The sequence below is a fragment of the Streptomyces collinus Tu 365 genome (assembly GCF_000444875.1).
GTDB classification, from domain to species: domain Bacteria; phylum Actinomycetota; class Actinomycetes; order Streptomycetales; family Streptomycetaceae; genus Streptomyces; species Streptomyces collinus_A.
Window position 1 is genome coordinate 3,759,853 of sequence record NC_021985.1, and the last position, 22,045, is coordinate 3,781,897.

At 71.4% G+C, this 22,045-nt stretch carries 20 protein-coding genes; 8 read left to right on the forward strand and 12 right to left on the reverse strand.

Going from position 1 to position 22,045, the window contains the following annotated elements; genetic code table 11:
* Nucleotides 1–14 precede the first annotated feature (14 nt).
* The gene (gene pth, locus B446_RS16215) at nucleotides 15–617 is read left to right on the forward strand and encodes an aminoacyl-tRNA hydrolase (RefSeq protein ID WP_043475725.1); all 603 of its coding nucleotides are present in this window, start codon (nucleotides 15–17) and stop codon (nucleotides 615–617) included.
* 51 nt (nucleotides 618–668) lie between these two features.
* Complete coding sequence (locus B446_RS16220; RefSeq protein ID WP_193384465.1) at nucleotides 669–1,175, forward strand: hypothetical protein; 507 nt, start codon at nucleotides 669–671, stop codon at nucleotides 1,173–1,175.
* A 74-nt stretch (nucleotides 1,176–1,249) separates the two neighbouring features.
* On the opposite strand, the gene ppc is transcribed toward B446_RS16220, so the two are convergent.
* Nucleotides 1,250–3,982 (reverse strand): phosphoenolpyruvate carboxylase, encoded by a 2,733-nt coding sequence (ppc, locus tag B446_RS16225; protein ID WP_020940531.1) that lies wholly within the window; start codon nucleotides 3,980–3,982, stop codon nucleotides 1,250–1,252.
* Nucleotides 3,983–4,291: 309 nt separating this feature from the next.
* Between ppc and B446_RS16230 the strand changes: the two genes are divergently transcribed.
* Both B446_RS16230 and B446_RS16235 read left to right on the forward strand, forming a co-directional pair.
* Nucleotides 4,292–5,299, forward strand: coding sequence for an acyl-CoA desaturase (locus B446_RS16230; protein ID WP_043475728.1), 1,008 nt, complete (start codon nucleotides 4,292–4,294; stop codon nucleotides 5,297–5,299).
* Nucleotides 5,296–5,973, forward strand: a complete 678-nt coding sequence (locus B446_RS16235; protein WP_043475731.1) for a TetR/AcrR family transcriptional regulator — start codon at nucleotides 5,296–5,298, stop codon at nucleotides 5,971–5,973. The genes B446_RS16230 and B446_RS16235 overlap by 4 nt, the downstream gene beginning before the upstream one ends.
* A 31-nt stretch (nucleotides 5,974–6,004) precedes the next feature.
* Here B446_RS16235 and B446_RS16240 read toward each other — a convergent pair whose 3' ends face one another.
* Nucleotides 6,005–6,364, reverse strand: coding sequence for a VOC family protein (locus B446_RS16240; RefSeq protein WP_020940534.1), 360 nt, complete (start codon nucleotides 6,362–6,364; stop codon nucleotides 6,005–6,007).
* Between the two features lie 2 nt (nucleotides 6,365–6,366).
* Complete coding sequence (locus B446_RS16245; RefSeq protein ID WP_020940535.1) at nucleotides 6,367–7,185, reverse strand: trans-aconitate 2-methyltransferase; 819 nt, start codon at nucleotides 7,183–7,185, stop codon at nucleotides 6,367–6,369.
* Between the two features lie 89 nt (nucleotides 7,186–7,274).
* Here B446_RS16245 and B446_RS16250 point away from each other — a divergent pair, with 89 nt between their 5' ends.
* The gene (locus tag B446_RS16250; protein ID WP_020940536.1) at nucleotides 7,275–7,772 is read left to right on the forward strand and encodes a MarR family winged helix-turn-helix transcriptional regulator; all 498 of its coding nucleotides are present in this window, start codon (nucleotides 7,275–7,277) and stop codon (nucleotides 7,770–7,772) included.
* On the opposite strand, the gene B446_RS16255 is transcribed toward B446_RS16250, so the two are convergent.
* Nucleotides 7,731–8,498: a response regulator transcription factor gene (locus B446_RS16255; protein ID WP_020940537.1), complete on the reverse strand. Its 768-nt coding sequence runs from the start codon at nucleotides 8,496–8,498 to the stop codon at nucleotides 7,731–7,733. The two genes, B446_RS16250 and B446_RS16255, sit on opposite strands and share 42 nt — an antisense overlap.
* A 265-nt stretch (nucleotides 8,499–8,763) precedes the next feature.
* On the opposite strand from B446_RS16255, the gene B446_RS16260 reads away from it, so the two are divergent.
* Complete coding sequence (locus B446_RS16260) at nucleotides 8,764–9,219, forward strand: GNAT family N-acetyltransferase (RefSeq protein WP_193384466.1); 456 nt, start codon at nucleotides 8,764–8,766, stop codon at nucleotides 9,217–9,219.
* Between the two features lie 7 nt (nucleotides 9,220–9,226).
* Here B446_RS16260 and B446_RS16265 read toward each other — a convergent pair whose 3' ends face one another.
* The 4 genes from B446_RS16265 to galT form a co-directional block, all read right to left on the reverse strand.
* The gene (locus tag B446_RS16265) at nucleotides 9,227–9,718 is read right to left on the reverse strand and encodes a hypothetical protein (RefSeq protein WP_020940539.1); all 492 of its coding nucleotides are present in this window, start codon (nucleotides 9,716–9,718) and stop codon (nucleotides 9,227–9,229) included.
* 62 nt (nucleotides 9,719–9,780) lie between these two features.
* Nucleotides 9,781–10,947: a galactokinase gene (gene galK, locus B446_RS16270; protein WP_020940540.1), complete on the reverse strand. Its 1,167-nt coding sequence runs from the start codon at nucleotides 10,945–10,947 to the stop codon at nucleotides 9,781–9,783.
* Complete coding sequence (gene galE / locus B446_RS16275; protein ID WP_020940541.1) at nucleotides 10,947–11,909, reverse strand: UDP-glucose 4-epimerase GalE; 963 nt, start codon at nucleotides 11,907–11,909, stop codon at nucleotides 10,947–10,949. The genes galK and galE overlap by 1 nt, the downstream gene beginning before the upstream one ends.
* Complete coding sequence (galT, locus tag B446_RS16280) at nucleotides 11,906–12,997, reverse strand: galactose-1-phosphate uridylyltransferase (protein WP_020940542.1); 1,092 nt, start codon at nucleotides 12,995–12,997, stop codon at nucleotides 11,906–11,908. The genes galE and galT overlap by 4 nt, the downstream gene beginning before the upstream one ends.
* Before the next feature lie 181 nt (nucleotides 12,998–13,178).
* On the opposite strand from galT, the gene B446_RS16285 reads away from it, so the two are divergent.
* A complete protein-coding gene (locus B446_RS16285; protein WP_020940543.1) occupies nucleotides 13,179–14,870 on the forward strand; it encodes a sodium:solute symporter family protein in 1,692 nt (563 codons plus the stop codon).
* Nucleotides 14,871–14,891: 21 nt separating this feature from the next.
* Nucleotides 14,892–15,239 (forward strand): hypothetical protein, encoded by a 348-nt coding sequence (locus B446_RS16290; RefSeq protein WP_020940544.1) that lies wholly within the window; start codon nucleotides 14,892–14,894, stop codon nucleotides 15,237–15,239.
* A gap of 96 nt (nucleotides 15,240–15,335) precedes the next feature.
* Here B446_RS16290 and B446_RS16295 read toward each other — a convergent pair whose 3' ends face one another.
* The 4 genes from B446_RS16295 to B446_RS16310 all read right to left on the reverse strand — a co-directional run bounded on the left by B446_RS16295 (nucleotide 15,336) and on the right by B446_RS16310 (nucleotide 22,045).
* Complete coding sequence (locus tag B446_RS16295; RefSeq protein ID WP_020940545.1) at nucleotides 15,336–16,022, reverse strand: helix-turn-helix transcriptional regulator; 687 nt, start codon at nucleotides 16,020–16,022, stop codon at nucleotides 15,336–15,338.
* 228 nt (nucleotides 16,023–16,250) lie between these two features.
* Nucleotides 16,251–18,068, reverse strand: a complete 1,818-nt coding sequence (locus tag B446_RS16300) for a PQQ-binding-like beta-propeller repeat protein (protein WP_020940546.1) — start codon at nucleotides 18,066–18,068, stop codon at nucleotides 16,251–16,253.
* A gap of 124 nt (nucleotides 18,069–18,192) precedes the next feature.
* A complete protein-coding gene (locus tag B446_RS16305) occupies nucleotides 18,193–20,001 on the reverse strand; it encodes a PQQ-binding-like beta-propeller repeat protein (protein ID WP_020940547.1) in 1,809 nt (602 codons plus the stop codon).
* Between the two features lie 235 nt (nucleotides 20,002–20,236).
* The gene (locus B446_RS16310; RefSeq protein WP_020940548.1) at nucleotides 20,237–22,045 is read right to left on the reverse strand and encodes an ABC-F family ATP-binding cassette domain-containing protein; all 1,809 of its coding nucleotides are present in this window, start codon (nucleotides 22,043–22,045) and stop codon (nucleotides 20,237–20,239) included.

Sequence of the window (22,045 nt, forward strand, 5' to 3'; positions counted from 1 at the left end):
CGTATCAAGGAGACATGGACGTGAGCACTCCCGCAGAGGGCCCCTGGCTGATCGTTGGGCTCGGTAATCCGGGGCCGGAGTACGCGATGAACCGGCACAACGTCGGGTTCATGGTGGTGGATCTGCTGGCGGAGCGGATCGGGGGGAAGTTCAAGCGGGCGGGCAAGGCCCAGGCGCAGGTGCTGGAAGGGCGGATGGGCCCGGTGGGGCCGGCCGGCCGGCGGGTGATCCTGGCGAAGCCGATGTCGTTCATGAACCTGTCGGGGGGTCCGGTGAACGCGCTGCGGGACTTCTACAAGGTGCCGGTGGCGAACGTCGTGGCGGTGCACGACGAGCTGGACATCGACTACGGCACGCTGCGGCTGAAGCTGGGTGGCGGCGACAACGGCCACAACGGCCTGAAGTCGATGACGAAGGCGATGGGGGCGGAGTACCACCGGGTGCGGTTCGGGATCGGGCGTCCGCCGGGCCGTATGCAGGTGGCGGACTTCGTGCTGAAGGACTTCTCGTCGGCGGAGCGCAAGGAGCTGGACTACTGCGTGGACCGGGCGGCGGACGCGGTGGAGAGTCTGGTGTCGGAGGGGCTGGAGCGGGCGCAGAGCGCGTACAACTCCTGACATGTGGTTCGACGCGGACACCTGGGTTGACCACGCGTGGGGGTTTGGCCAATGATCCCGGCCATGCCTGCCTCTGCCAGCCCAGCCCGCCGGGCGTCCGTGTCCGCTTTGCGGTTCGGGCGGGTCGCGACGACGGCTGTACTCGCCGCGCTGATCCTCTTCGCGGGGGTGTGGGGTTCCTGGGGGACCGCGCAGCACGTGATGCTGACCAAGGGGCGCGAGCGGGGCACGGTACGGGTGACCGGGTGTGCGGGTGACACGTGCAGCGGGCCGTTCTCGCCGGGGTCGGCGGGGGCGCGGGCGCACGCGCGCGTGGAGCTGGAGAAGTCGGTGGCGGTGCGTGAGGGGCGGACGTACGACGTCGTCCTGAAGCCGGGCACCGGGGACGCGGTGCGTTCGGGTCCGGCCGGGATCCTGTACGCGTGGCTGCCGCTGGGCGGGGCGTTGCTGCTGGCCGCGGTGGTGGTGGCCGGCGGGATGCGGCTGACGCGGGTGGCGTGGGTGCTGGGTCTCGCGGGTGCGGCTCTGCTGACGGCGGCGTTCGTGGCGGTGCGGTAGTCCGGCGCGGTGAGCGGATACGGGAGTGCCCCGGGGTCGCGGGACCCCGGGGCACTTTTCGTCCTGCGTGCGGATCAGCCGGTGTTGCGCAGGCCGGCGGCCACGCCGTTGACGGTGAGGAGCAGGGCGCGGGAGAGCAGCGGGTCGGGGGTGGCGCCGGCGGCGGCCTCGTCGCGCTGGCGCTTGAGCAGGGCGACCTGGAGGTAGGAGATCGGGTCCAGGTAGGCGTCGCGGATGCTGAAGGTCTGCCTGAGGACGGGCTGGGCGTCGAGGAGTTCCTGTTCGCCGGTGACCTTGAGGACCTCGCTGACGGTCAGCTCGTGTTCGGCCCTGATGGTGTCGAAGACGTGCTTGAGCTCGTCGGGGACGAGGGTGTCGACGTAGTGCTGGGCGATGCGCAGGTCGGTCTTGGCGAGGGTCATCTCGACGTTGGAGATGAAGTTGCGGAAGAAGTGCCACTGTTCGTGCATCTCGCCGAGCACGGTGTCCAGGCCGGTCTCCCGCAGCGCCTTGAGGCCGGAGCCGACGCCGAACCAGCCGGGCACGATCTGCCGGGACTGGGTCCAGCCGAACACCCAGGGGATGGCGCGCAGGCCGTCGAGCGAGACGCCGGAGCCGGGGCGGCGGGAGGGCCGCGAGCCCAGGTGCAGCTCGGCGAGCTGGTCGACGGGGGTGGAGGCGAGGAAGTACGTCGGCAGGTCGGGGTCCTCGACGAGCCGGCGGTAGGCGGCGTGGGCGGCGTCGGAGACGACGTCCATGGCCGCGTCCCAGCGGGCGAGGGCCTCGTCGGACTGGCGGGGCGCGGTGTGCAGGGCGGACGCCTGGAGGGTGGCGGCGACCGTCAGCTCCAGGTTCTCCCGGGCGAGGGAGGGGATCAGGTACTTGTCGGAGATGACCTCGCCCTGCTCGGTCACCTTGATCTCGCCCTCCAGGGTGCCCCAGGGCTGGGCGAGGATCGCGTCGTGCGAGGGGCCGCCGCCGCGGCCGACGGTGCCGCCGCGGCCGTGGAAGAGGCGCAGGCGTACGCCGTAGCGGTGGGCGACGTCGCGCAGCCGGCGCTGGGCGCGGTGGATCTCCCACTGGCTGGTGGTGATGCCGCCGAACTTGGAGGAGTCGGAGTAGCCGAGCATGACCTCCTGGACGTCGCCGCGCAGCGCGACGAGGCGCCGGTAGGACGGGTCGGAGAGCATGTCCTCGAGGATGGTGTCGGCGGCGCGCAGCTCGTCGGTGGTCTCCAGGAGGGGCACGATGCCGATCTTGGCCCAGCCGGCGTGGAGGTCGAGGAGGCCGGCCTCGCGGGCGAGGACGGCGGCGGCGAAGACGTCGTCGGCGCCCTGGCACATGGAGATGATGTAGGACTCGATGACCTCGGGGCCGAAGACCGCGAGGGCCTTCTTGACGGTCTCGAAGACGCCGAGGGTCTTCTGCCCGGCCGCGTCGACGGGGGCGGGGGTGGGGGCGAGGGGCCGGCGGGAGCGCAGTTCCTTGGCGAGGAGCTTGGCGCGGTAGTCGCGGGGCATGTCGGCGTAGCGCCAGGACTCCTCGCCGAGGCGGTCGAAGAGCTGGCCGAGGGCGTGGTGGTGGGCGTCGGCGTGTTCGCGGACGTCCATGGTGGCGAGCTGGAGGCCGAAGGCGGCGAGGGTGCGGATGGTGCGGTTGAGGCGGCCGTCGGCGAAGAGGGCGCCTCGGTGTTCGCGCAGGGATGCCTGGATGATCCGCAGGTCGGTGAGGAGTTCGCCGGTGCCGAGGTAGTCGCGGCCGTCCTCGTGGGCGCTGCCCTTGGCGAGGCGCTGCTTGGTGTTCTCCAGCTTCTGGCGGATGCAGGTGGCCTTGAGCCGGTAGGGCTCCTCGGCGTTGAGGCGCTTGTAGCGGGGGCTGATCTCGGGGAGCCGCTCGAGGTCGGTGTCGAGGGAGTCGAGCAGTTCCTGGGTGGCGCCGGTGTAGCGGATGGAGTTGGAGAGCAGTCCGCGCAGTTCGTCGATCATCTCCAGGGCGTCGTTGATGCCGTGTTCGTGCTGGAGGATGAGGACGTCCCAGGTGACCTGGGGGGTGACGTTGGGGTTGCCGTCGCGGTCGCCGCCGATCCAGGTGCCGAAGGTGAGGGGGCGGGCGTGGTCGGGGAGCTTGACCCCGACGCGTTCGAGTTCGGCGGTGAGGTCCTCGAGGACGTCGCCGACGGCGTCGGCGTGGAGTTCGTCGAGGTAGTAGATGGCGTTGCGGGCCTCGTCGGCGGGCTCGGGGCGCACGACGCGGAGTTCGTCGGTCTGCCAGACGAGGTCGATGTTCTCGGCGAGGCGGACGTCGTGGCGGCGGCGGTCGGAGTCGAGGACGGGGGTGTCCAGGAGGGCGGCGACGCGGCGGAGCTTGTTGAGGACGGAGCGGCGTGCGGCCTCGGTGGGGTGGGCGGTGAAGACGGGGCGCACGTTGAGGTGCTCGACGGTCTGCCGCAGGTGCTCGGGGTCGGCGTCCTTGAGGCGGTCGGCGGTGCGGGCGAGGAGGCCGCCCTCGGCGGCGCGCCGGGCGCGCAGTTCGCGGCCGCGGTGCACCTGTTCGGTGACGTTGGCCAGGTGGAAGTAGGTGGAGAAGGCGCGGACCAGCTTGGCCGCGGTGTCGAGTTCGGTGCCGCGCAGCAGCTCGGCGGCGGCCTCGCCGTCCTCGCGGGTGAGGCGGCGGACCTTCTCGACCAGGTCGAGGAGTTCGGGGCCTTCCTGGCGTACGAGGGTCTCGCCCAGGAGGTCGCCCAGCCGCCTGATGTCGGCGCGCAGCTCGGTGCTGGTCGTGGTGGCCTGGTCGTCGGCACTGCTCACAGGTGCGGCTCCTTGCAGTGTTGAAGCTCGTCCGGGAGGGAACCCGGGGCATCCGACCACCGGCGGCTGGTGCCGCTTACGGGCCGGATGATCCGGGAAGGAATCAGAGCGGACCGCGCTGTCCGACCGACTCCAAGGATAGGTGTCCATGGGGACGCGCAGGTTCTCGGGCTCTTGCCGCCGGGCGGCGCGCTGCCATACTTACGTCACCGTAGGTTACGGAACCGTAGGGAATGCACCGCTTCGAGTCCCGCCCGGTTCCGGCGGCCCCGGTATCTCTCTCTACCCTCGACCCCACAGGGGACGCGCATGACGTCAAGTTCCGATGTGATCGACGAAGCCCGTTCGGCCAACGACACCTCCACCCCTTCCGCCACGCTGGGCGGCGAGCAGAAGCGTTCGATCGAGCAGATCACGCTGCTCCTGTTCATCACCGTGCCGTTCCTGGCACTGGTGGCGGCCGTGCCGCTGGCCTGGGGCTGGGGGGTGAGCTGGCTCGATCTGGGCCTGCTGGTGTTCTTCTACTTCCTGGGGTGCCACGGCATCACGATCGGTTTCCACCGGTACTTCACCCATGGCTCGTTCAAGGCGAAGCGGCCGTTGCGGATCGCTCTGGCGATCATGGGGTCGCTGGCGGTCGAGGGCCCGCTGGTGCGCTGGGTGGCGGACCACCGCAGGCACCACAAGTTCTCCGACGCGGAGGGTGATCCTCACTCACCGTGGCGGTTCGGGGAGACGGTGCCGGCGCTGCTGAAGGGCCTGTGGTGGGCGCACATCGCCTGGATGTTCGACGAGGAGCAGACGCCGCAGGAGAAGTACGCGCCGGATCTGATCAGGGACGGTGCGATCCGGGCGATCTCCCGGCAGTTCGTGCTGTGGACGGTGGTGTCGCTGACGCTGCCTCCGCTGATCGGCGGGCTGGTCACGATGTCGTGGTGGGGCGCGTTCACCGCGTTCTTCTGGGGTTCACTCGTCCGGGTGGCGCTGCTGCACCATGTGACGTGGTCGATCAACTCGATCTGTCACGCGGTGGGCAAGCGGCCGTTCAAGTCGCGGGACCGTTCGGGCAACGTGTGGTGGCTGGCGGTGCTGTCGTGCGGGGAGTCCTGGCACAACCTGCATCACGCGGACCCGACGTCGGCCCGGCACGGGGTGATGCGCGGGCAGATCGACTCCTCGGCGCGTTTCATCCGCTGGTTCGAGCTGCTGGGCTGGGCGTACGACGTGCGCTGGCCGTCACGCTCGCGTATCGATTCGCGTCGTAACACCGGTGAAGACGGCTCTCGGCGCCGGAAGCAGGCCGTTGAACCGGCATGATTGACGCCGTGGCGACCGATCCCAGCAGCAATCCCGGAAATGACAAGCAGCGGCGGACCCGCCGGACGCGTATGACCGGTGCGGAGCGCCGCCAGCAGCTGCTGGAGATCGGTCGCACGCTCTTCGCGGCGAAGGGCTTCGAGGGCACGTCGGTGGAGGAGATCGCGGCGAAGGCCGGGGTGTCCAAGCCGGTGGTGTACGAGCACTTCGGCGGCAAGGAGGGCCTGTACGCGGTGGTGGTGGACCGCGAGATGCGGCGGCTGCTGGACATGGTGACCGGCTCGCTGACCGCGGGGCATCCGCGGGAGCTGTGCGAGCAGGCGGCGTTCGCGCTGCTGGACTACATCGAGGAGTACACGGACGGGTTCCGCATCCTCGTGCGGGACTCGCCCATCCCGCAGTCCACGGGGTCGTTCGCCTCGCTGATCTCCGACATCGCCACCCAGGTGGAGGACATCCTGGGGCGTGAGTTCAAGAGCCGCGGCTTCGACCCGAAGCTGGCCCCGCTGTACGCGCAGGCCCTGGTGGGCATGGTCGCGCTGACGGGGCAGTGGTGGCTGGACGTGCGCCGGCCGCGGAAGGCTGAGGTCGCGGCGCATCTGGTGAACCTGGCGTGGCACGGCCTGGACGGGCTGGAGCAGAAGCCGCGCCTGATCGGACACCGCAAGAGCTGAGGCCGGCGCGGCCGCACCGAGTACGCCGGAGTCAGTGGGGCTGGAGGAATTCCAGTCGGTTGCCGGCGGGGTCCTCGGAGTAGAAGCGGCGGTGGCCGGGCAGGTCGTCGTCCCAGGTCACCGGGGCGCCGTGGGCGGTGAGCCGGGCGGCCAGGGCGTCGATGCCGGTCACCCGCAGCCCGGGGTGGGCCTTCTTCGCGGGCCGGAAGTCCCGTTCGACCCCCACGTGCAGCTGTACGGATCCGGCCCGGAACCAGCATCCGCCCCGTGCGGCGAGCACGGGCGGCTTGGGGATCTCGGTCATGCCGAGTGCGCCGGTGTAGAACGCCCGCAGCGCGTCCTCCGTGCCCGGAGGTGCGGCGAGCTGTACGTGGTCGAGGGCGGCGAGCATCCTCACGCCTCCTTGGTGGCGACGGCGAATAGCCGGCGGAACGGCATGACGGTGCCGTAGGGGGCGCTCGGGTAGGCGCGGCGCAGCAGGTCCCGGTACTCGGTGACGAAGGCGTCGCGGGCCTCGGGGTCGTCGGCGAGCGCGGTGAGGGCGGGCCGCAGTCCGGTGCCCTTGACCCAGTCGAGGACGGGGTCCGGTCCCTGGAGGACGTGGAGGTACGTCGTCTGCCACACGTCGGTCGCGCAGCCGAGGCGGGCGAGGCGGTCCAGGTAGACGTCGGGTGTGTGCACCGAGTCGGTGGCGCGCAGCACGTCGCCGAGGAGGGGCTGCCAGCGGGGGCCGGCGGCCAGTTCGCGCATGAGGGCGTGCAGCGGGGCGTCGATGTTGTCGGGGACCTGGAAGGCGAAGGTGCCGCCGGGGCGCAGTCCTGCGATCCAGTCGGCGAAGCGGTCGGCGTGGCCGGGGACCCACTGCAGGGTGGCGTTGGAGACGATCAGGTCGTACGGCTCGGCGGGTGTCCAGGTGGTGACGTCGGCGTGGGCGAAGTCGAGCCGGCCGCCGCCGGGGGTGGGGCCCTCGTGTTCGGTGTGGGCGCGGTCGAGCATCGCGGGTGAGTTGTCGTGGCCGGTGACGTGGGCGGTGGGCCAGCGTTCGGTGAGCAGGACGGTGACGTTGCCGGGGCCGCAGCCGAGGTCGGCGATGCGGGGGCGGTCGGTGGGGAGGCCGGGGACCTGGGCGAGGAGGTCGGCGAAGGGGCGGGCGCGGTGGCCGGCGTGGCGGAGGTACTGGGCGGGGTCCCAGGCGGGTTTGGTGTGCGTCATGGGGTCCACTCTCCCCGCGCATTTCTCTCGATGTCAAGAGACTTGAGATCAAGAGACTTCATGTCGACACAACCACTACACTGATCCCCATGGAGGACGAGGTCGATCGGCTGGTCGCAGCGTGGCGCCGGGAGCGCCCGGACCTCGACGTGGACCCGCTCGAAGTGCTCAGCCGGGTGAGCAGGCTGGCCCGGCACCTGGACCGCGCGCGGCGGCTCGCCTTCGCCGAGCACCAGCTCGAGCCCTGGGAGTTCGACGTGCTGACCGCGCTGCGGCGCGCGGGGACGCCGTACCAGCTCTCCCCCGGACAGCTGCTCACCCAGACGCTGGTCACCTCGGGCACGATGACCAACCGGATCGACCGGCTCGCCAAGAAGGGCCTGGTCGAGCGGCTGCCCGATCCCAGCGACCGGCGGGGCGTGCTGGTCCGGCTGACCGGGACCGGTCAGGAACGCGCGGACCAGGCGCTGGCGGGCCTGCTGGACCAGGAGCGGGCGATCCTCGCCGAGCTGTCCCGCGCCCAGCGCGCCGAACTGGCGGCGCTGCTACGCCAGCTGACCGCCCCGTTCGACAACATCCCCGGTTAGGTCGGCCGGGCCCACGCCCGCCCGGCGCGCGAGCGCCACGGCGGCCAGGGTCGAGTGCACGCCCAGCTTGCCGAGGACGTTCTGCATGTGGGTGCGCACGGTGTGCGGGGAGAGGAACAGCCGTTCGGCGACGGCCTTGCGGCCCAGGCCCGCGACCATGCAGCGCAGCACCTCGCGCTCGCGCGGGGTCAGCGACTCCACCAGCCGCTCGCTCTCGGTGCGGTGCTTGCGCGCGGCCGTCAGCTCCTTGAGGACGCCGGTGAGCAGGGCGGGCGGCAGATGGGTCTCGTCGCGCAGCACCCCCCGGATCACCGTGAGCAGCCGGGACAGCGAGCTGTCCTTGGCGACCCAGCCGGAGGCGCCGGCCCCCAGCGCGAGGGCCGCGCGACGGGGGTCGTCCTTCTCGGCGATGACCACCGTGCGCACCGCGGGCTGGGCCGAGCGGACGCCGGCGACCAGGGAGATCCCGTCCACCAGGCCCTCCTCGTTGCCCTCCTGCACGGGGACGGCCGGACGGGCGCCGGGCAGGTGGCCGCCGAGGTCGGCGTCGACGAGCAGGACGTCGTAGCGGCGGCCCTCGGTAACCGCGCGCTCCAGGCAGCGCAGCGCGGCCGGGCCGCTGCCCGCGGCGGAGACGTCGACGTCGGGCTCGGCGGCCAGTGCCGCGGCCAGCGACTCGGCGAAGATGCGGTGGTCGTCGACGACCAGAACTCGGATGCGAACCACGAAACCCCCTTCCCCGGGCTCCTCGAGGAGCAGGGGATAGCCAAGGTCCGGAGAACGACGACGCGCGCGGACACGACACCCGCGGAAGGAACGCCCGACCGCACACGGCCGCCGCCGTTGCGGAAACTGCTACCCCCACCGCGGGCGCCGTACCCGCCTGTCTCGCCCCCTGATCAGCACCGGCCCCCACCGGTGCTGCTCATCAGAGTACGGATGGCGGCAGGGAGCGGAAGGCGATTTACAGAACTGGCCGTCCGGCACGTTTATGGTGTGCCGCATGTTTCGTATTGAGGCGGAAGTCGACAAAGGCCGACGTGATCTGCTCCGCTCGCGGCTGCGGGACACCAACACGGCGGCGTCCCCCGTCCTGGCGGCCCTGCGCGGCACGCCCGGCGAACGCGAAGTCCCCCTCCACGTCTGGGCACTGGACCCCGCGGGCGATCTGGCCGGCGGTCTGGTCGGCCACACCTGGACGAGCTGGCTGCACGTCACCTATCTGTGGGTCGACGCCCGCCACCGCGGCGCGGGCCTGGGCACCCACCTGCTCGCCCGCGCCGAACGCATCGCCCGCACCACCCGCGGCTGCACCGCGTCCCGCCTGGAGACCTGGGACTTCCAGGCCCCGGCCTTCTACACCAAGCAGGGCTACGACGTGGTCGGCGTGATCCCCGACTACCCCCCGGGCATCACGGAGTACACCCTGACGAAGCGGCTGGCCTGACGGCTGCTCATGCCTCCGGCGAGGGCGGCGGCGTCAGCGGCGGAGGCGGAGCGGGGGCCGGCGGGTAGGCCGGCCGGGGCGGGACCCTGGGCCGCGGCGCCCCCACCGGCGGGGCGGCCGGGGCTCCAGCGACCGCCGCGGGCCGCGGCCGGGGCGGGCGGGGGACGAAGGGCGGCGGGTCCGACGGGGGCGGCGGGGGCGGATCCAGCTCGTCGTCCGTGAGCACCGGGCCACCGGCCCGCAGCCGCGCGATGGTCAGCTCGGCCCGGCGCCGGGCCCGGGGATCGTCGTCGCGCCGGAAGACGAGCCTGTAGCCGCGGGCCGTGCGCAGGTCGATGGCGCCGAGGTCGATCGGACTGCCGCCCCGCTGCTCGACGGAGACGAGCTCGTAGCCGAGCGCGTGCCCGATGGCCTCGGCCGGCGCCCGCTGTCCCGCCCCGACCTGCAACTCGACATGACCGCGCCCGTCGAAGCGGGACCGTATCGTGTCGGCGTCCATCCGGTCCGCCCTCCGTGAAAGCCGTAGGCCCCGCACAGGTGTACGAGGCCGATAACGCACCGTCAGACCACCCGCCGCGCCCCCGCCGAGGGCACCGCCTCGAAGGTGCGCGGAGGGGTGAAGGACGCTGCCGTGAAGGCTTCCTCGATCGCCTTGGTCAGGGTGGTCACGTCGGTCGCCTCGGCCAGGACGATCGCGGAGCCGCCGAAGCCGCCGCCGGTCATCCGGGCGCCGAGGGCGCCGTGGGACAGGGCGGTGTCCACGACCAGGTCGAGCTCGGGGCAGGAGATGCGGAAGTCGTCGCGCAGGGAGGCGTGGCCCTCGGTCAGGACCGGGCCGACGGCGCGGGTCTCGCCGGCGTGCAGCAGGGACACCACCCGCTCCACCCGCTGGTCCTCGGTGACGACGTGCCGGACCAGGCGGGCGACCTCCTCCTCGTCGCCGAGCCGGGCCAGGGCCGCGTCGAGGCCGTCGTAGGGGATGTCGCGCAGGGCGTCGACGCCGAGCAGGGCGGCGCCCTTCTCGCAGCCGGCCCGGCGCCTGCCGTACTCGCCGCCGCTGTGGGCGTGCTTGACCTGGGTGTCGACCACCAGCAGGCGCAGGCCCTCGGCGGCGAGGTCGAGGGGGATCTGCCGCTGGGACAGGTCCCGGGTGTCGAGGAAGAGGGCGTGGCCGCCGGTGCAGCAGGCCGAGGCGGTCTGGTCCATGATGCCGGTGGGCGCGCCGACGTAGACGTTCTCGGCGCGCTGGCACAGGCGGGCCAGTCGCCACCGCTCAAGTCCCAGGCCGAACAGGTCGTCGAGGGCGAGGGCGATCACGACCTCGAGGGCGGCCGAGGAGGACAGGCCCGCGCCGGTCGGGACCGTCGAGGCCAGGTGGACGTCGGCGCCGGTGACCGGGTGACCGGCCTCGCGCAGCGCCCAGACGACGCCGGCCGGGTAGGCCGTCCAGTCCGGGTCGCTGCCCGGGGCGAGGGAGTCCAGGCGCAGTTCCACGACCGTGTCCCCGACGTCCGCCGAGTGCAGGCGCAGCACGCCGTCGGTGCGGCGGGAGACCGCCGCGGTGGCCTGGTGCGGCAGGGCGAACGGCATCACGAAGCCGTCGTTGTAGTCGGTGTGCTCGCCGATCAGGTTGACCCTGCCCGGCGCCGCCCACACTCCCTCGGGGCGCGTCCCGTACAGCTCGGCGAAGCGCTCCCGGACCTGCTGTGCGACCTGCTGTGCCCCCACTAGTGCTCCTTCGCGATGCTCTGCGCGAACTCCCACGCGTCCGCGACGATTCCCGCGAGATCCGCGCGGGACGGGTTCCAGCCCAGCTTCTCGCGGGCCGTGCCGGCGGCCGCGACCAGGACGGCCGGGTCGCCGCCGCGGCGCGGTGCCACCACTTCCGGGATCGGGTGGCCGGTGACCTTGCGGACGGTGTCGATCACCTCGCGGACGGAGAAGCCGCTGCCGTTGCCGAGGTTGCAGATCAGGTGCTCACCCGGGCGGGCCGCCGTCAGGGCCAGCAGATGGGCCTCGGCCAGGTCCGCGACGTGGATGTAGTCGCGGACGCAGGTGCCGTCCGGGGTCGGGTAGTCGTCGCCGTAGACGGAGATCGCCTCGCGGCGGCCCTGGGCGACCTGGAGGACCAGCGGGATGAGGTGGGACTCGGGGTCGTGGCGCTCGCCGCACCTGCCGTAGGCACCGGCGACGTTGAAGTAGCGCAGGGACACCGCGGCCAGGCCGTGGGCGGCCGCCTCGCCGGTGATCATGTGGTCGACGGCGAGCTTGGTGGCGCCGTAGGGGCTGGTCGGGGCGGTGGGGGCGGTCTCGACGATGGGGACCCGCTCGGGCTCGCCGTAGGTGGCCGCCGTGGAGGAGAAGACCAGCTTGCGCACGCCCGCCTCGCGCATCGCGCCGAGCAGGGCCATGCTGCCGCCGACGTTGTTGGCCCAGTACTTCTCCGGCTTCGCCACCGACTCCCCGACCTGGGAGGACGCGGCGAAGTGCAGCACGCCGTCGTAGGAGGCGTCGAGCCACTTGGCGGCGTCGCGGATGTCGCCCTCGACGAAGGCGGCGCCGGCCGGGACGCCCGCGCGGAAGCCGGTGGAGAGGTTGTCGAGGACGGTGACCTCGTGGCCGGCCTCCAGCAGGTGCTGGGACACGACACTGCCGACGTAACCCGCGCCACCCGTCACCAGGTACTTCATGAACTCGCTACCTCTCGCAGTCGCTCGGCCGCGCGTTCCGGCGGCACGTCGTTGATGAACACGTTCATGCCGGACTCGGAACCCGCGAGAAACTTCAGCTTGCCGGAAGTGCGTCGGATGGTGAAAAGCTCGAGGTGCAGGGCGAAGTCGTCCCGGGTGACCCCGTCGAACTCCTCCAGCGCGCCGAACGGGGCCTGGTGCCAGGCCGCGATGTACGGCGTACGGGGCTCGTCCGCCGTGCCCTGGCCCCTGCCACCGTCACCAGCGGCGAAGATCCGGTCGAAGCGCCTCAAGAGTTCCAGATAGACCTGGGGGAACTCTGTGCGTGCCGCCTCGTCGAGGGCGAGCAGGTCGGGCACCCGGCGCCGGGGATACAGGTGCACCTCGTAAGGCCAGTGGGCGGCGTAGGGCACGAAGGCCACCCAGTGTTCACCCTCGAGGACGACCCGGCGGTCGGCCGCCTCCCGGCGCAGGACGGCGTCGAAGAGGTTCTCCCCGCCGGTGGCCTCCTTGTGCGCGGCGGTCGAGCGGAGCATCAGCGCGGTGCGGGGGGTGGTGAAGGGGTAGGCGTAGATCTGGCCGTGCGGGTGACCCAGCGTCACCCCGATCTCCTCACCGCGGTTCTCGAAGCAGAAGACCTGCTCGACGGAGGGCAGATGAGACAGTTCCGACGTGCGGTCCGTCCACGCGTCCAGCACCAGCCGGGCCTGTTCCTCGGTGAGGTCGGCGAAGGACGCGTCGTGGTCGGAGGTGAAGCAGACGACCTCGCAGCGGCCGGAGTCGCCGGCGAGCGAGGGGAAGCGGTTCTCGAAGACGACGACGTCGTACGAGGAGTCGGGGATCTCGCTCAGGCGTTCGCCCCGGGTCGGGCAGAGCGGGCACTCGTCGGCCGGCGGGTGATAGGTGCGGCCCTGCCGGTGGGAGGCGATGGCGACCGAGTCGCCGAGCAGGACGTCACGGCGGATCTCCGACGTGGTGACCGTACGGTCCAGCGGGCGACGGTCGGCGGCGGTGCGCACGGTGTCGTCCCGGAGGTCGTAGTAGATCAGTTCACGTCCGTCGGCCAGCCGTGTCGAGGTCTTCTTCAACGCCGGACTCCTCTACGTCCCGCACCCAATCACTCAACACAATCAAACATAACAGATCACAACTCGACAACACCCCGGACGATCACAATCAAACAAAGAACACCATCAGAACTGTTCAATATCTGAACGCGGCGGCGTAGGTTCCGCTCTGGATCAGTTCGCGCGACGAAGCGAGTTCTTCATGCAAACCCCCACACATGCCCCCACCTACCTGGCGGCGGAGCTACGGCTCCCCACCAACTGGCTGGACTACACGATCCTGGCGATCTACTTCGTCGTCGTGCTCGGCATCGGCTTCGCGGCCCGCCGCTCGGTGAAGACCAGCCTCGACTTCTTCCTCTCCGGACGCTCGCTGCCCGCCTGGATCACCGGCCTCGCCTTCATCTCCGCCAACCTGGCGGCCACCGAGATCCTCGGCATGGCGGCGAACAGCGCCCAGTACGGCGCCTACACCGTGCACTGGTACTGGATCGGCGCCATCCCGGCCATGGTCTTCCTGGGCCTGGTGATGATGCCCTTCTACTACGGCAGCAAGGTCCGCTCGGTCCCCGAGTTCCTGCTGCTGCGCTTCGACCGGGGCGCCCACCTGCTCAGTTCGATCCTGTTCGCCTTCGCGGCCATCCTCATCGCCGGCGTGAACCTCTACGCCCTGGCGATCGTCGTCGAGGCCCTCCTCGGCTGGCCGCAGTGGGTGGCCATCGTCGTCGCCGGCGCCTTCGTGCTGGCGTACATCACGCTGGGCGGCCTGTCCTCGGCGATCTACAACGAGGTGCTGCAGTTCTTCGTGATCCTGGCCGCCCTCATCCCGATCACCATCCTCGGCCTGAGGAAGGTCGGCGGCTGGGGCGGTCTGACCGACAAGCTCACCGCCACCCACGGCGCCGACTTCACCACGGCCTGGGGCGGCACCGGCATCGGCAGCACCAACCCGCTCGGCGCCAACTGGCTGACCATCGTCCTCGGCCTCGGCTTCGTGCTCTCCTTCGGCTACTGGACCACCAACTTCGCCGAGGTGCAGCGCGCCCTGTCCGCCAAGAACCTCTCCGCCGGGCAGCGGACCCCGCTGATCGCCGCCTACCCGAAGATCTTCATCGTCTTCCTGGTGATGATCCCGGGCCTGGTCGCCGCCGCGATCATCCCCAAGTTCGGCACCGCCGGCTCCGGTTACCAGTACAACGACGCCATCCCGTTCCTGATGCAGGAACTGCTGCCCAACGGCGTGCTCGGCATCGCCGTCACCGGTCTGCTGGCGGCCTTCATGGCCGGCATGGCGGCCAACGTGTCGTCCTTCAACACCGTGTTCACCAACGACATCTGGGCCAAGTACGTGGTGCGCGGCCGCGAGGACGGCTACTACGTCCGCTTCGGCCGCCTGATCACCGCGATCGGCGTGTGCGCCTCCGTCGGCACCGCGTTCCTGGCCTCCTCGTTCTCGAACATCATGTCCTACCTGCAGACCCTGTTCTCCTTCTTCAACGTGCCGATGTTCGTGGTGTTCATCGTCGGCATGTTCTGGAAGCGGGCCTCGGCCAAGTCCGGGTTCTGGGGGCTGCTCGCGGGCACCGTGACCGCGATGGTCAACTACTTCGTGCTCTACAAGAGGGGCATCATCTCGATCCCCACCGACCAGGGCGCCAACTTCGTCTCGGCGATCGCGGGCTTCGTCGCCGGCGCCGTCGTGATGTTCATCGTGTCCCTGTTCACCAAACCGAAGCCGGAACAGGAACTGCGGGGCCTGGTGTACGGCACCCGCTCCCCCGGCATGGCGGAGCCGCCCGCCGCGGGCGACGACGCCTGGTACCGCAAGCCCGCCCTGCTCGGCTGGGGCGCGATCGTCCTGGCCGCCGCCTGCTACATCCCGTTCTCGTTCTGACCGCGGGAGGATGAGGAAACCATGACCGAGCACTCCGACCGCGAGCCCGAGCGGTTCCATTTCTCCGAGGACGACGTCCAGCGCGAAGTCACCGACCTGGAGGGCAGGTCCGAGACGGCCGCCCGCCTCTTCGACCTGCGCCGCATCATCGGTGGCCTGTTCGTGGTCTACGGCGTCATCGTCACGATCACCGGCATCACCGACTCCCAGGCCGCCATCGACAAGGCCCAGGGCGTCAACATCAACCTGTGGACCGGCATCGGCATGCTGCTCCTCGGCATCTTCTTCCTGGCCTGGCTGAAGCTGCGGCCGACCCCGCCGCCGCCGCCCCGCGAGGGGCTGCCCGAGGAGCCGGGGGAGAAGGCGTAACACCGGCCGGCCCGCGCCGTCCGCGCGGCGGTGCGGAGGCACCGGGGCCTGTCCGCAAAGTCGCGTCGTGGGGCAGGCGGGACTTTGCGGACCGGTCTACGACTCCGGTCCCGCCGGCGGCGGTCCGGCGCGGTCCAGCAGACCGGTCCGGGCCGCCAGCGCCGCCGCCTCCAGGCGGGAGCCCACCCCCAGCTTCATCAGGACCCGCTGGACGTGCGTGCGCGCCGTGCTGGGAGCGATGCCCATGCCCGCGGCGATCAGCCGGGTGTCCTCCCCCTCGGCCACCCTGACCAGCACCTCCACCTCCCGCGGGGTGAGCATCTGCAGCAGCCGCTGCCCCTCGTCGTCGGGCTGGGCCGCCGGGTTGAGCAGCTCGCCGAAGGCGCCCTGCAACAACTGCGGGGCCACCGCCGCCTCACCGGCCCGGGCCTTCATGATGGCCCGCTCGACCCCCTCGATCCGCTCGTCGTGCCGCACGTACCCCGACGCGCCGGCCGCGAAGGCCGCCGCGATCCCCCGCGGCGACGGCACCGGGCCCAGCACCAGTACCGCCACCTGCGGCCGCTCCCGCTTGATCTTCACCACCGGGTCGAACGCCCCCGGCTCGGCCGGCGCGGCCGTGCCCAGCAGGCACACCTCCGGCGCCCGCGCGATCACCAGATCCGCCGCGCCCGCGGCCGGCGCCGCCGCCGCGAGCACCCGGTGCCCGCGCAGCTTCAACGCCGACGCCAGCGCCTCCGCGAGCAGGCGATGGTCGTCGACGACCATGAGCCGCACTCCCATGCAGCAACCCCCAGTCCCCCCATGGATGCCCCACTATGGACGCCCACCGCGCACCACGACAGAGGGCCCCCCGGCACCCCGCCCTTCATGCCCCCGGAAGCTACACGCTTGTTCGACGTCGCGCTGCCCCTATGAAGGAGAAGTGCCCCGGATCGATGAAATCCGGGGCACTCCCTGGTAATCCCTGGCATTCACCCCGGGCGCCCTGAAGCGCCCCGGGGCGTGCGGTCAGCCGCCCGCGCCGAACGCGATCAGCAGGTACTCCTTGCCGTAGGACGAGGCCTTGTGCGCGTACACGGACGACATGTACAGCCGGCCCTGCCCGAACAGGATCTCCGCGTAGTCGGGGAGCATCGTGGTCTCCGCCTGCCGCACGTCCTGCGCCGCCGGGTTCTCCAGCAGCTCGGTCGCCTTGAAGGAGCCGCCGTCGATGCTGACGACCTGGCCGCCCTTGTCGTAGGGCGGCCGCTTGTAGGCGATCAGGTTGCCGCCGTCCATGCGCAGCGGGGCGAGCAGGTAGCCGTCGCCGGCCTCGGCGCGCTGGCCGGTCTCCTTGCCGGTGGCCAGGTCGAAGGCGACGACCTCGTTGGTCTTGCTGTACTTGCCGGTGCCGTCGTGCTCCTCGGTCGGCACGAACAGCTTGCCGCCCCCGGCGACGACCTCCCGGCAGTCCTCGATGCGGGTGATGCCGTCGCAGCGGCCGGCGTAGGTGTCGCCGGGCGCGGAGATGCGGGCCAGCAGCTTGCCGGTCCTGCCGTCGATGGAGAAGTAGTCGGAGATGCCGCTGCCGTCGCCGGCGCTGTCGCCGACGTCGGCGGCCACCACCAGCGGGTCGGTGGAGACGATGCTGGCGTACTCGATGCCGGAGGCCATCTTGTAGTCGGAGATCACCTTCCCGGAGGCCGGGTCGATGGTCTGGACGTGCAGCTGGCGGTCGCCGTAGCTGCCGCACTTGCGCATCGCGACCAGCTTGGCACCGCCGCCGTAGCCGGCGTCGTAGCAGGTGTCCCCCGGCTTCGGCTGCCACAGCGCCTTGCCGGAGTCGATGTCGAACGCGGCGCCGCCGTTGGTGCTGCCGACCGCGACGGTGTGCTGGGCGACCGTCACGTTGTCCAGGTTGATCGTGCTGTCAGCGTTCTTGACCGTCTTGGTCCACAGCTTGGTGCCCTTGGCGAGGTCGATGGCGGCGACCTGGCTGCAGCCCGCGCTGGAGTTCTTGGCGGGCGTCTTCGGCTGGAAGACGATCGCCGTCCTGCCGTCCGCCGTCACGTGCCTGGCGGCCGAGCACACCGGGCCCGGCAGCTCGACCGTCCACAGCTTGGTGCCCTTGACCGGGTCGTAGCCGACGATCTGCGCGATCCCGCTCTTGGCGTACACCTGGTCGGTGAGCCAGGAGCCCGCGGTGACGACGGTGTCGGAGGTCTTGGGCATCGGGGCCTGGAAGAGCACCTTCGCGGCGGGGTCCGCCGGCGCCTTCTCCTTGCCGCCGGCGGTCGTGCCCCCGGAGCCGTTCTTGCCGCCCGTGCCGCCGCTGGAGTGCGCGGTGTCGTCCTTCTTCCCGTCGCCGCCGGAGGACTTGGCGTACCAGACGCCGCCGCCGACGATCAGGGCGATCACGACGAGTGCCGCGGCGATGATGACGAAGGTGGTCGTGTTCCTGCCGCCGCCGCTCTGCGCGGGCGCCGGGCCGACGGGCACGGTCGGGTAGCCGTAGGGCTGCTGCTGGGCGTACGGGTTCTGCGGCGCGCCCGGGTAGCCGTAGCCGGGCTGCGGCTGCGTCGGCTGCGGGACCTGCGGCTGGCCGTAGCCCGGCTGCGGCGGCTGGGGTGCCGGTGCCTGCGGGTAGCCGTAACCGGGCTGCGGGGCAGGCGGCTGCGGAGGGCCGTAGCCGGGCTGGGGCTGCTGCGGTGCCGGGGGCTGCTGCGGGTAGCCGTACCCGGGCTGGGGAGCGGGCGGGGTGGGCGGGGCCGCGGGCGGCTGGTCCTGGGGCGGCCCGAAGCCGCCCTGCGGCGGCTGGTTCGGGGGCGGCGGGGGCGGCTGGCTCATGGCTGGGGTACCTCGGTGACGCTCTCCGGGCCTGACGGCCCGGGAGATGGGGGACGAAGGAGAGGGGGCGGAGAAGGAAGAGGGAGCGGGGAAGGGAGCGGGCGGCCGGGAGCCGGGCCCGGACTCACTTGCCGAACGCCATCATCAGCTTCTCCTTCGATTCGTCGTTGCCGTTGAGCCGGGTGGTGGAGATGTAGAAGCGTCCGCCGGCCCAGTCCACGGCCGAGCTGAAGAAGCCGTTCTCGATCGTCGCGGTGCCCGCGGGGTTCTGCAGCAGCTTGGTCGGCCGGTGCGAGCCGCCGGCGGTCGGGATCGACACCACCTGGCCGCCCGCGTCGTAGGACGGCCGCACGTACGCGATGAGCTTGCCGCCCTCGGTCCTCACCGGCGACATCGACTCGTCCGTGGGCGACTTGACCCGCCACTTCTCCTTGCCGGTGGCGAGGCTGACGGCGACGATCTCGTTGGCGCCGCCCGTCGCGTCGGTGGGCAGGTAGAGCGTGTCGCCGTCGACGGCGACGCCCTGGCAGCCCTGGAGGTCACGGGCGAGGATCGCCCAGCCGCACTGCGGCGCGAACTTCTCGTTCACCTTGACCTCGGACCTGAACTTGCCGGCCGCGGTGAAGGTGGAGATGTTCCACGCCTTCTTGTCCTCGTTGGTCAGGTAGACCACGAGCGGGTTCAGGGAGTAGGTGCGCGCGACCCGCCAGCCCTTCTTGACCGGCTGCGTCCACCTGACCTTGCCGTCGGCCGGGTTCAGCTCCCGGATCTCGTCGTGCTCGTTGCTGGTGCCGGCGCCGCAGGAGGCCACCTGGACCAGCCGGCCCGCGCCGCCCGCGAACGCGGTCGGGAAGCAGGCCGAACCGTACTTCTGCTTGTCGTACAGCTTGTGGCCGTTGTCGATGTCGTACGCCGTGCCCGACTGCGAGCGGCCCACCATCAGCGTCTTGCCGCTGACCGTCAGCTCGATGCTGATGGCGCTGTCGAACAGGGCGCCGTCGGCGACCTCGGCGCTCCAGCCCTTCTTGCCGGTGGCCAGGTCGATCTGCTGGAGCTGGTTGCACTTGGCGCGGTCGCTGACACCGCTCATGTAGGCCACGACGATCTTGTCGTCCGCCGACTTCTGCGCGGTGACCGCGCAGATCTTCTGCGGGAACGTGATCGGGTCCCAGGCCGCGCTGCCGGTGCCGGCGTCGTAGGCGAAGACCTGCTTGTACGCCGCCTTCACCGCCGTGCCGCCGGAGATCCACATGCCGGGGGCGTCGGCGCCGGAACCGGGGGCGTCGGGTGCGCTCTTGTACCAGAGCACCTTCGCCTCGCCGGGCTTGCGGCCCTCGTTGAGGTTGTCCGGGTCGGCGCCGCCGTTGCCGTTGCCGTCACCGGGGTCGACGGACGCGGTGGCGGAGGACTGCTTGCCGTCGTCGCTCTTCCCGGCGACCGGCGTCTTCTTCCCGTCGTCACCGCCGCTGGTCACGGCGTAGACGGTGCCGCCGATGACGAGCAGCGCGGCCGCCGCGGCGCCGATGATCAGCGCGGTGCGGCCCTTGGCCGGCGGCTTGCCGCCGTACGGGGCGCCGCCGGGCGCGGTGCCGGGGGCGCCGGGGTACTGGGGCGGCTGCTGCGGGTAGCCGTAGCCGGGCTGCGGTCCGTACGGGCCGGGCTGGGGCCCGCCGTAGGGACCGGGCTGCTGCGGCTGGCCGTAGGGGCCGGGCGCGGGGGCGCCGGGCGCCGCGTACGGGCCCGGCTGGGCGTAGGGGCCGGGCTGCTGGGGATAGCCGTAGCCGGGCTGGGGCTGCGCCTGGGGCGGCTGGGCCGGTGGCCGGCCCGGCGGCGGGGGCGGCGGCTGCGGAGCGCCGAATCCACCACCCTGCGGCGGCTGGTCCTGCGGTGCTCCGAAACCGCCCTGCGGCGGCTGGTCGGGCGGCTGAGTCATCAGCGCTCTTCCCCCTCGTTCACTGATTTTTAGCCACGCCCTGAGGTTCGCTCACGGACCCTGGGTCGTACTCAGACTGTTCTCAGACGGCTCTTTCTATCACCCGGTACCGACAGCGGACGGGGCCGTGCCCTCCCCTGTTCCCAAGGGAGAACCGGCCCGTGATGCCCCCGTTACGCGCCTTCACGCCCCCTTCACGCGACGCACGCGCCCCCTGCGCGGCTCGCGTGCGAGGTCAGGCGTCCTCCGCCAGTTCCAGCCAGCGCATCTCCAGTTCCTCCCGCTCGGCGCCCAAGTCCCTCAGCCGGGCGTCCAGTTCCGCCACCTTCGCGAAGTCGGTGGCGTTCTCGGCGATCTGGGCGTGCAGCTTGGTCTCCTTCTCGGAGACCTTGTCCAACTGCCGTTCGATCTTCTGGAGTTCCTTCTTGGCGGCGCGCTGGTCGGCGGCGCTCTTCTCGGTGCCGGCCGGGCGCGGGGCCGCGGCGGCGGTCTGCGCGGCGACCGCCTCCTCCATCCGCTGCCGCCGCTCCAGGTACTCGTCGATGCCGCGCGGCAGCATCCGCAGGGCGCCGTCACCGAGGAGGGCGAACACCCGGTCCGTGGTGCGCTCCACGAAGAACCGGTCGTGGGAGATGACGATCATCGAGCCGGGCCAGCCGTCGAGGACGTCCTCGAGCTGGGTGAGGGTCTCGATGTCGAGGTCGTTGGTGGGCTCGTCGAGGAAGAGGACGTTGGGCTCGTCCATGAGCAGGCGCAGCAGCTGGAGCCGCCGGCGCTCGCCACCGGAGAGGTCACCGACCGGCGTCCACTGCTTCTCCTTGTTGAAGCCGAACGTCTCGCAGAGCTGTCCGGCGGTCATCTCGCGGCCCTTGCCGAGGTCGACTCGCTCCCGTACCTGCTGCACGGCCTCCAGGACCCGCAGGGCGGGGTCGAGTTCGGCCACCTCCTGGGAGAGGTAGGCGAGCTTGACGGTCCGGCCGACGGCGACCCGGCCGCCGGCCGGCTGTGCCTCGCCCTCGGTGCGGGCCGCCTGCGCCATCGCCCGCAGCAGGGAGGTCTTGCCGGCGCCGTTGACGCCGACGAGGCCGATCCGGTCGCCGGGGCCGAGCTGCCAGGTGACGTGCTTGAGCAGCACCTTCGGTCCGGCCTGGACGGTGACGTCCTCCAGGTCGAAGACGGTCTTGCCGAGCCGGGTGGAGGCGAACTTCATCAGCTCGCTGCTGTCGCGGGGCGGTGGGACGTCGGCGATCAGCTCGTTGGCGGCCTCGACGCGGAAGCGCGGCTTGGAGGTGCGGGCGGGCGCGCCGCGGCGCAGCCAGGCCAGCTCCTTGCGGATGAGGTTCTGCCGCTTGGCCTCTTCGGTGGCCGCGATCCGCTCGCGCTCCGCGCGCGCGAAGACGTAGTCGGAGTAGCCGCCCTCGTACTCGTAGACGTCGCCGCGCTGCACGTCCCACATGCGGGTGCAGACCTGGTCGAGGAACCACCGGTCGTGGGTGACGCAGACCAGCGCGGAGCGCCGGTTGCGCAGGTGCGTGGCGAGCCAGGCGATGCCCTCGACGTCGAGGTGGTTGGTGGGCTCGTCGAGGACGAGCAGGTCCTGCTCCTCGATGAGCAGCTTGGCGAGCGCGATACGGCGCCGCTCGCCACCGGAGAGCGGGCCGATGACGGTGTCGAGGCCCTTGGGGAAGCCGGGCAGGTCGAGTCCGCCGAACAGCCCGGTCAGTACGTCCCTGACCTTGGCGTTGCCCGCCCACTCGTGGTCGGCCATGTCGCCGATGACCTCGTGCCGGACGGTGGCGGCGGGGTCGAGCGAGTCGTGCTGGGTGAGCACGCCGAGCCGCAGCCCGCCGGAGTGGGTGACGCGCCCGGTGTCGGCCTCCTCCAGCTTGGCGAGCATCCGGATGAGGGTGGTCTTGCCGTCGCCGTTGCGCCCGACGACGCCGATCCGGTCCCCTTCGGACACACCGAGCGAGACGCCGTCCAGCAGGGCACGGGTGCCGTACACCTTGCTGACGTTCTCGACATTGACCAGGTTGACGGCCAT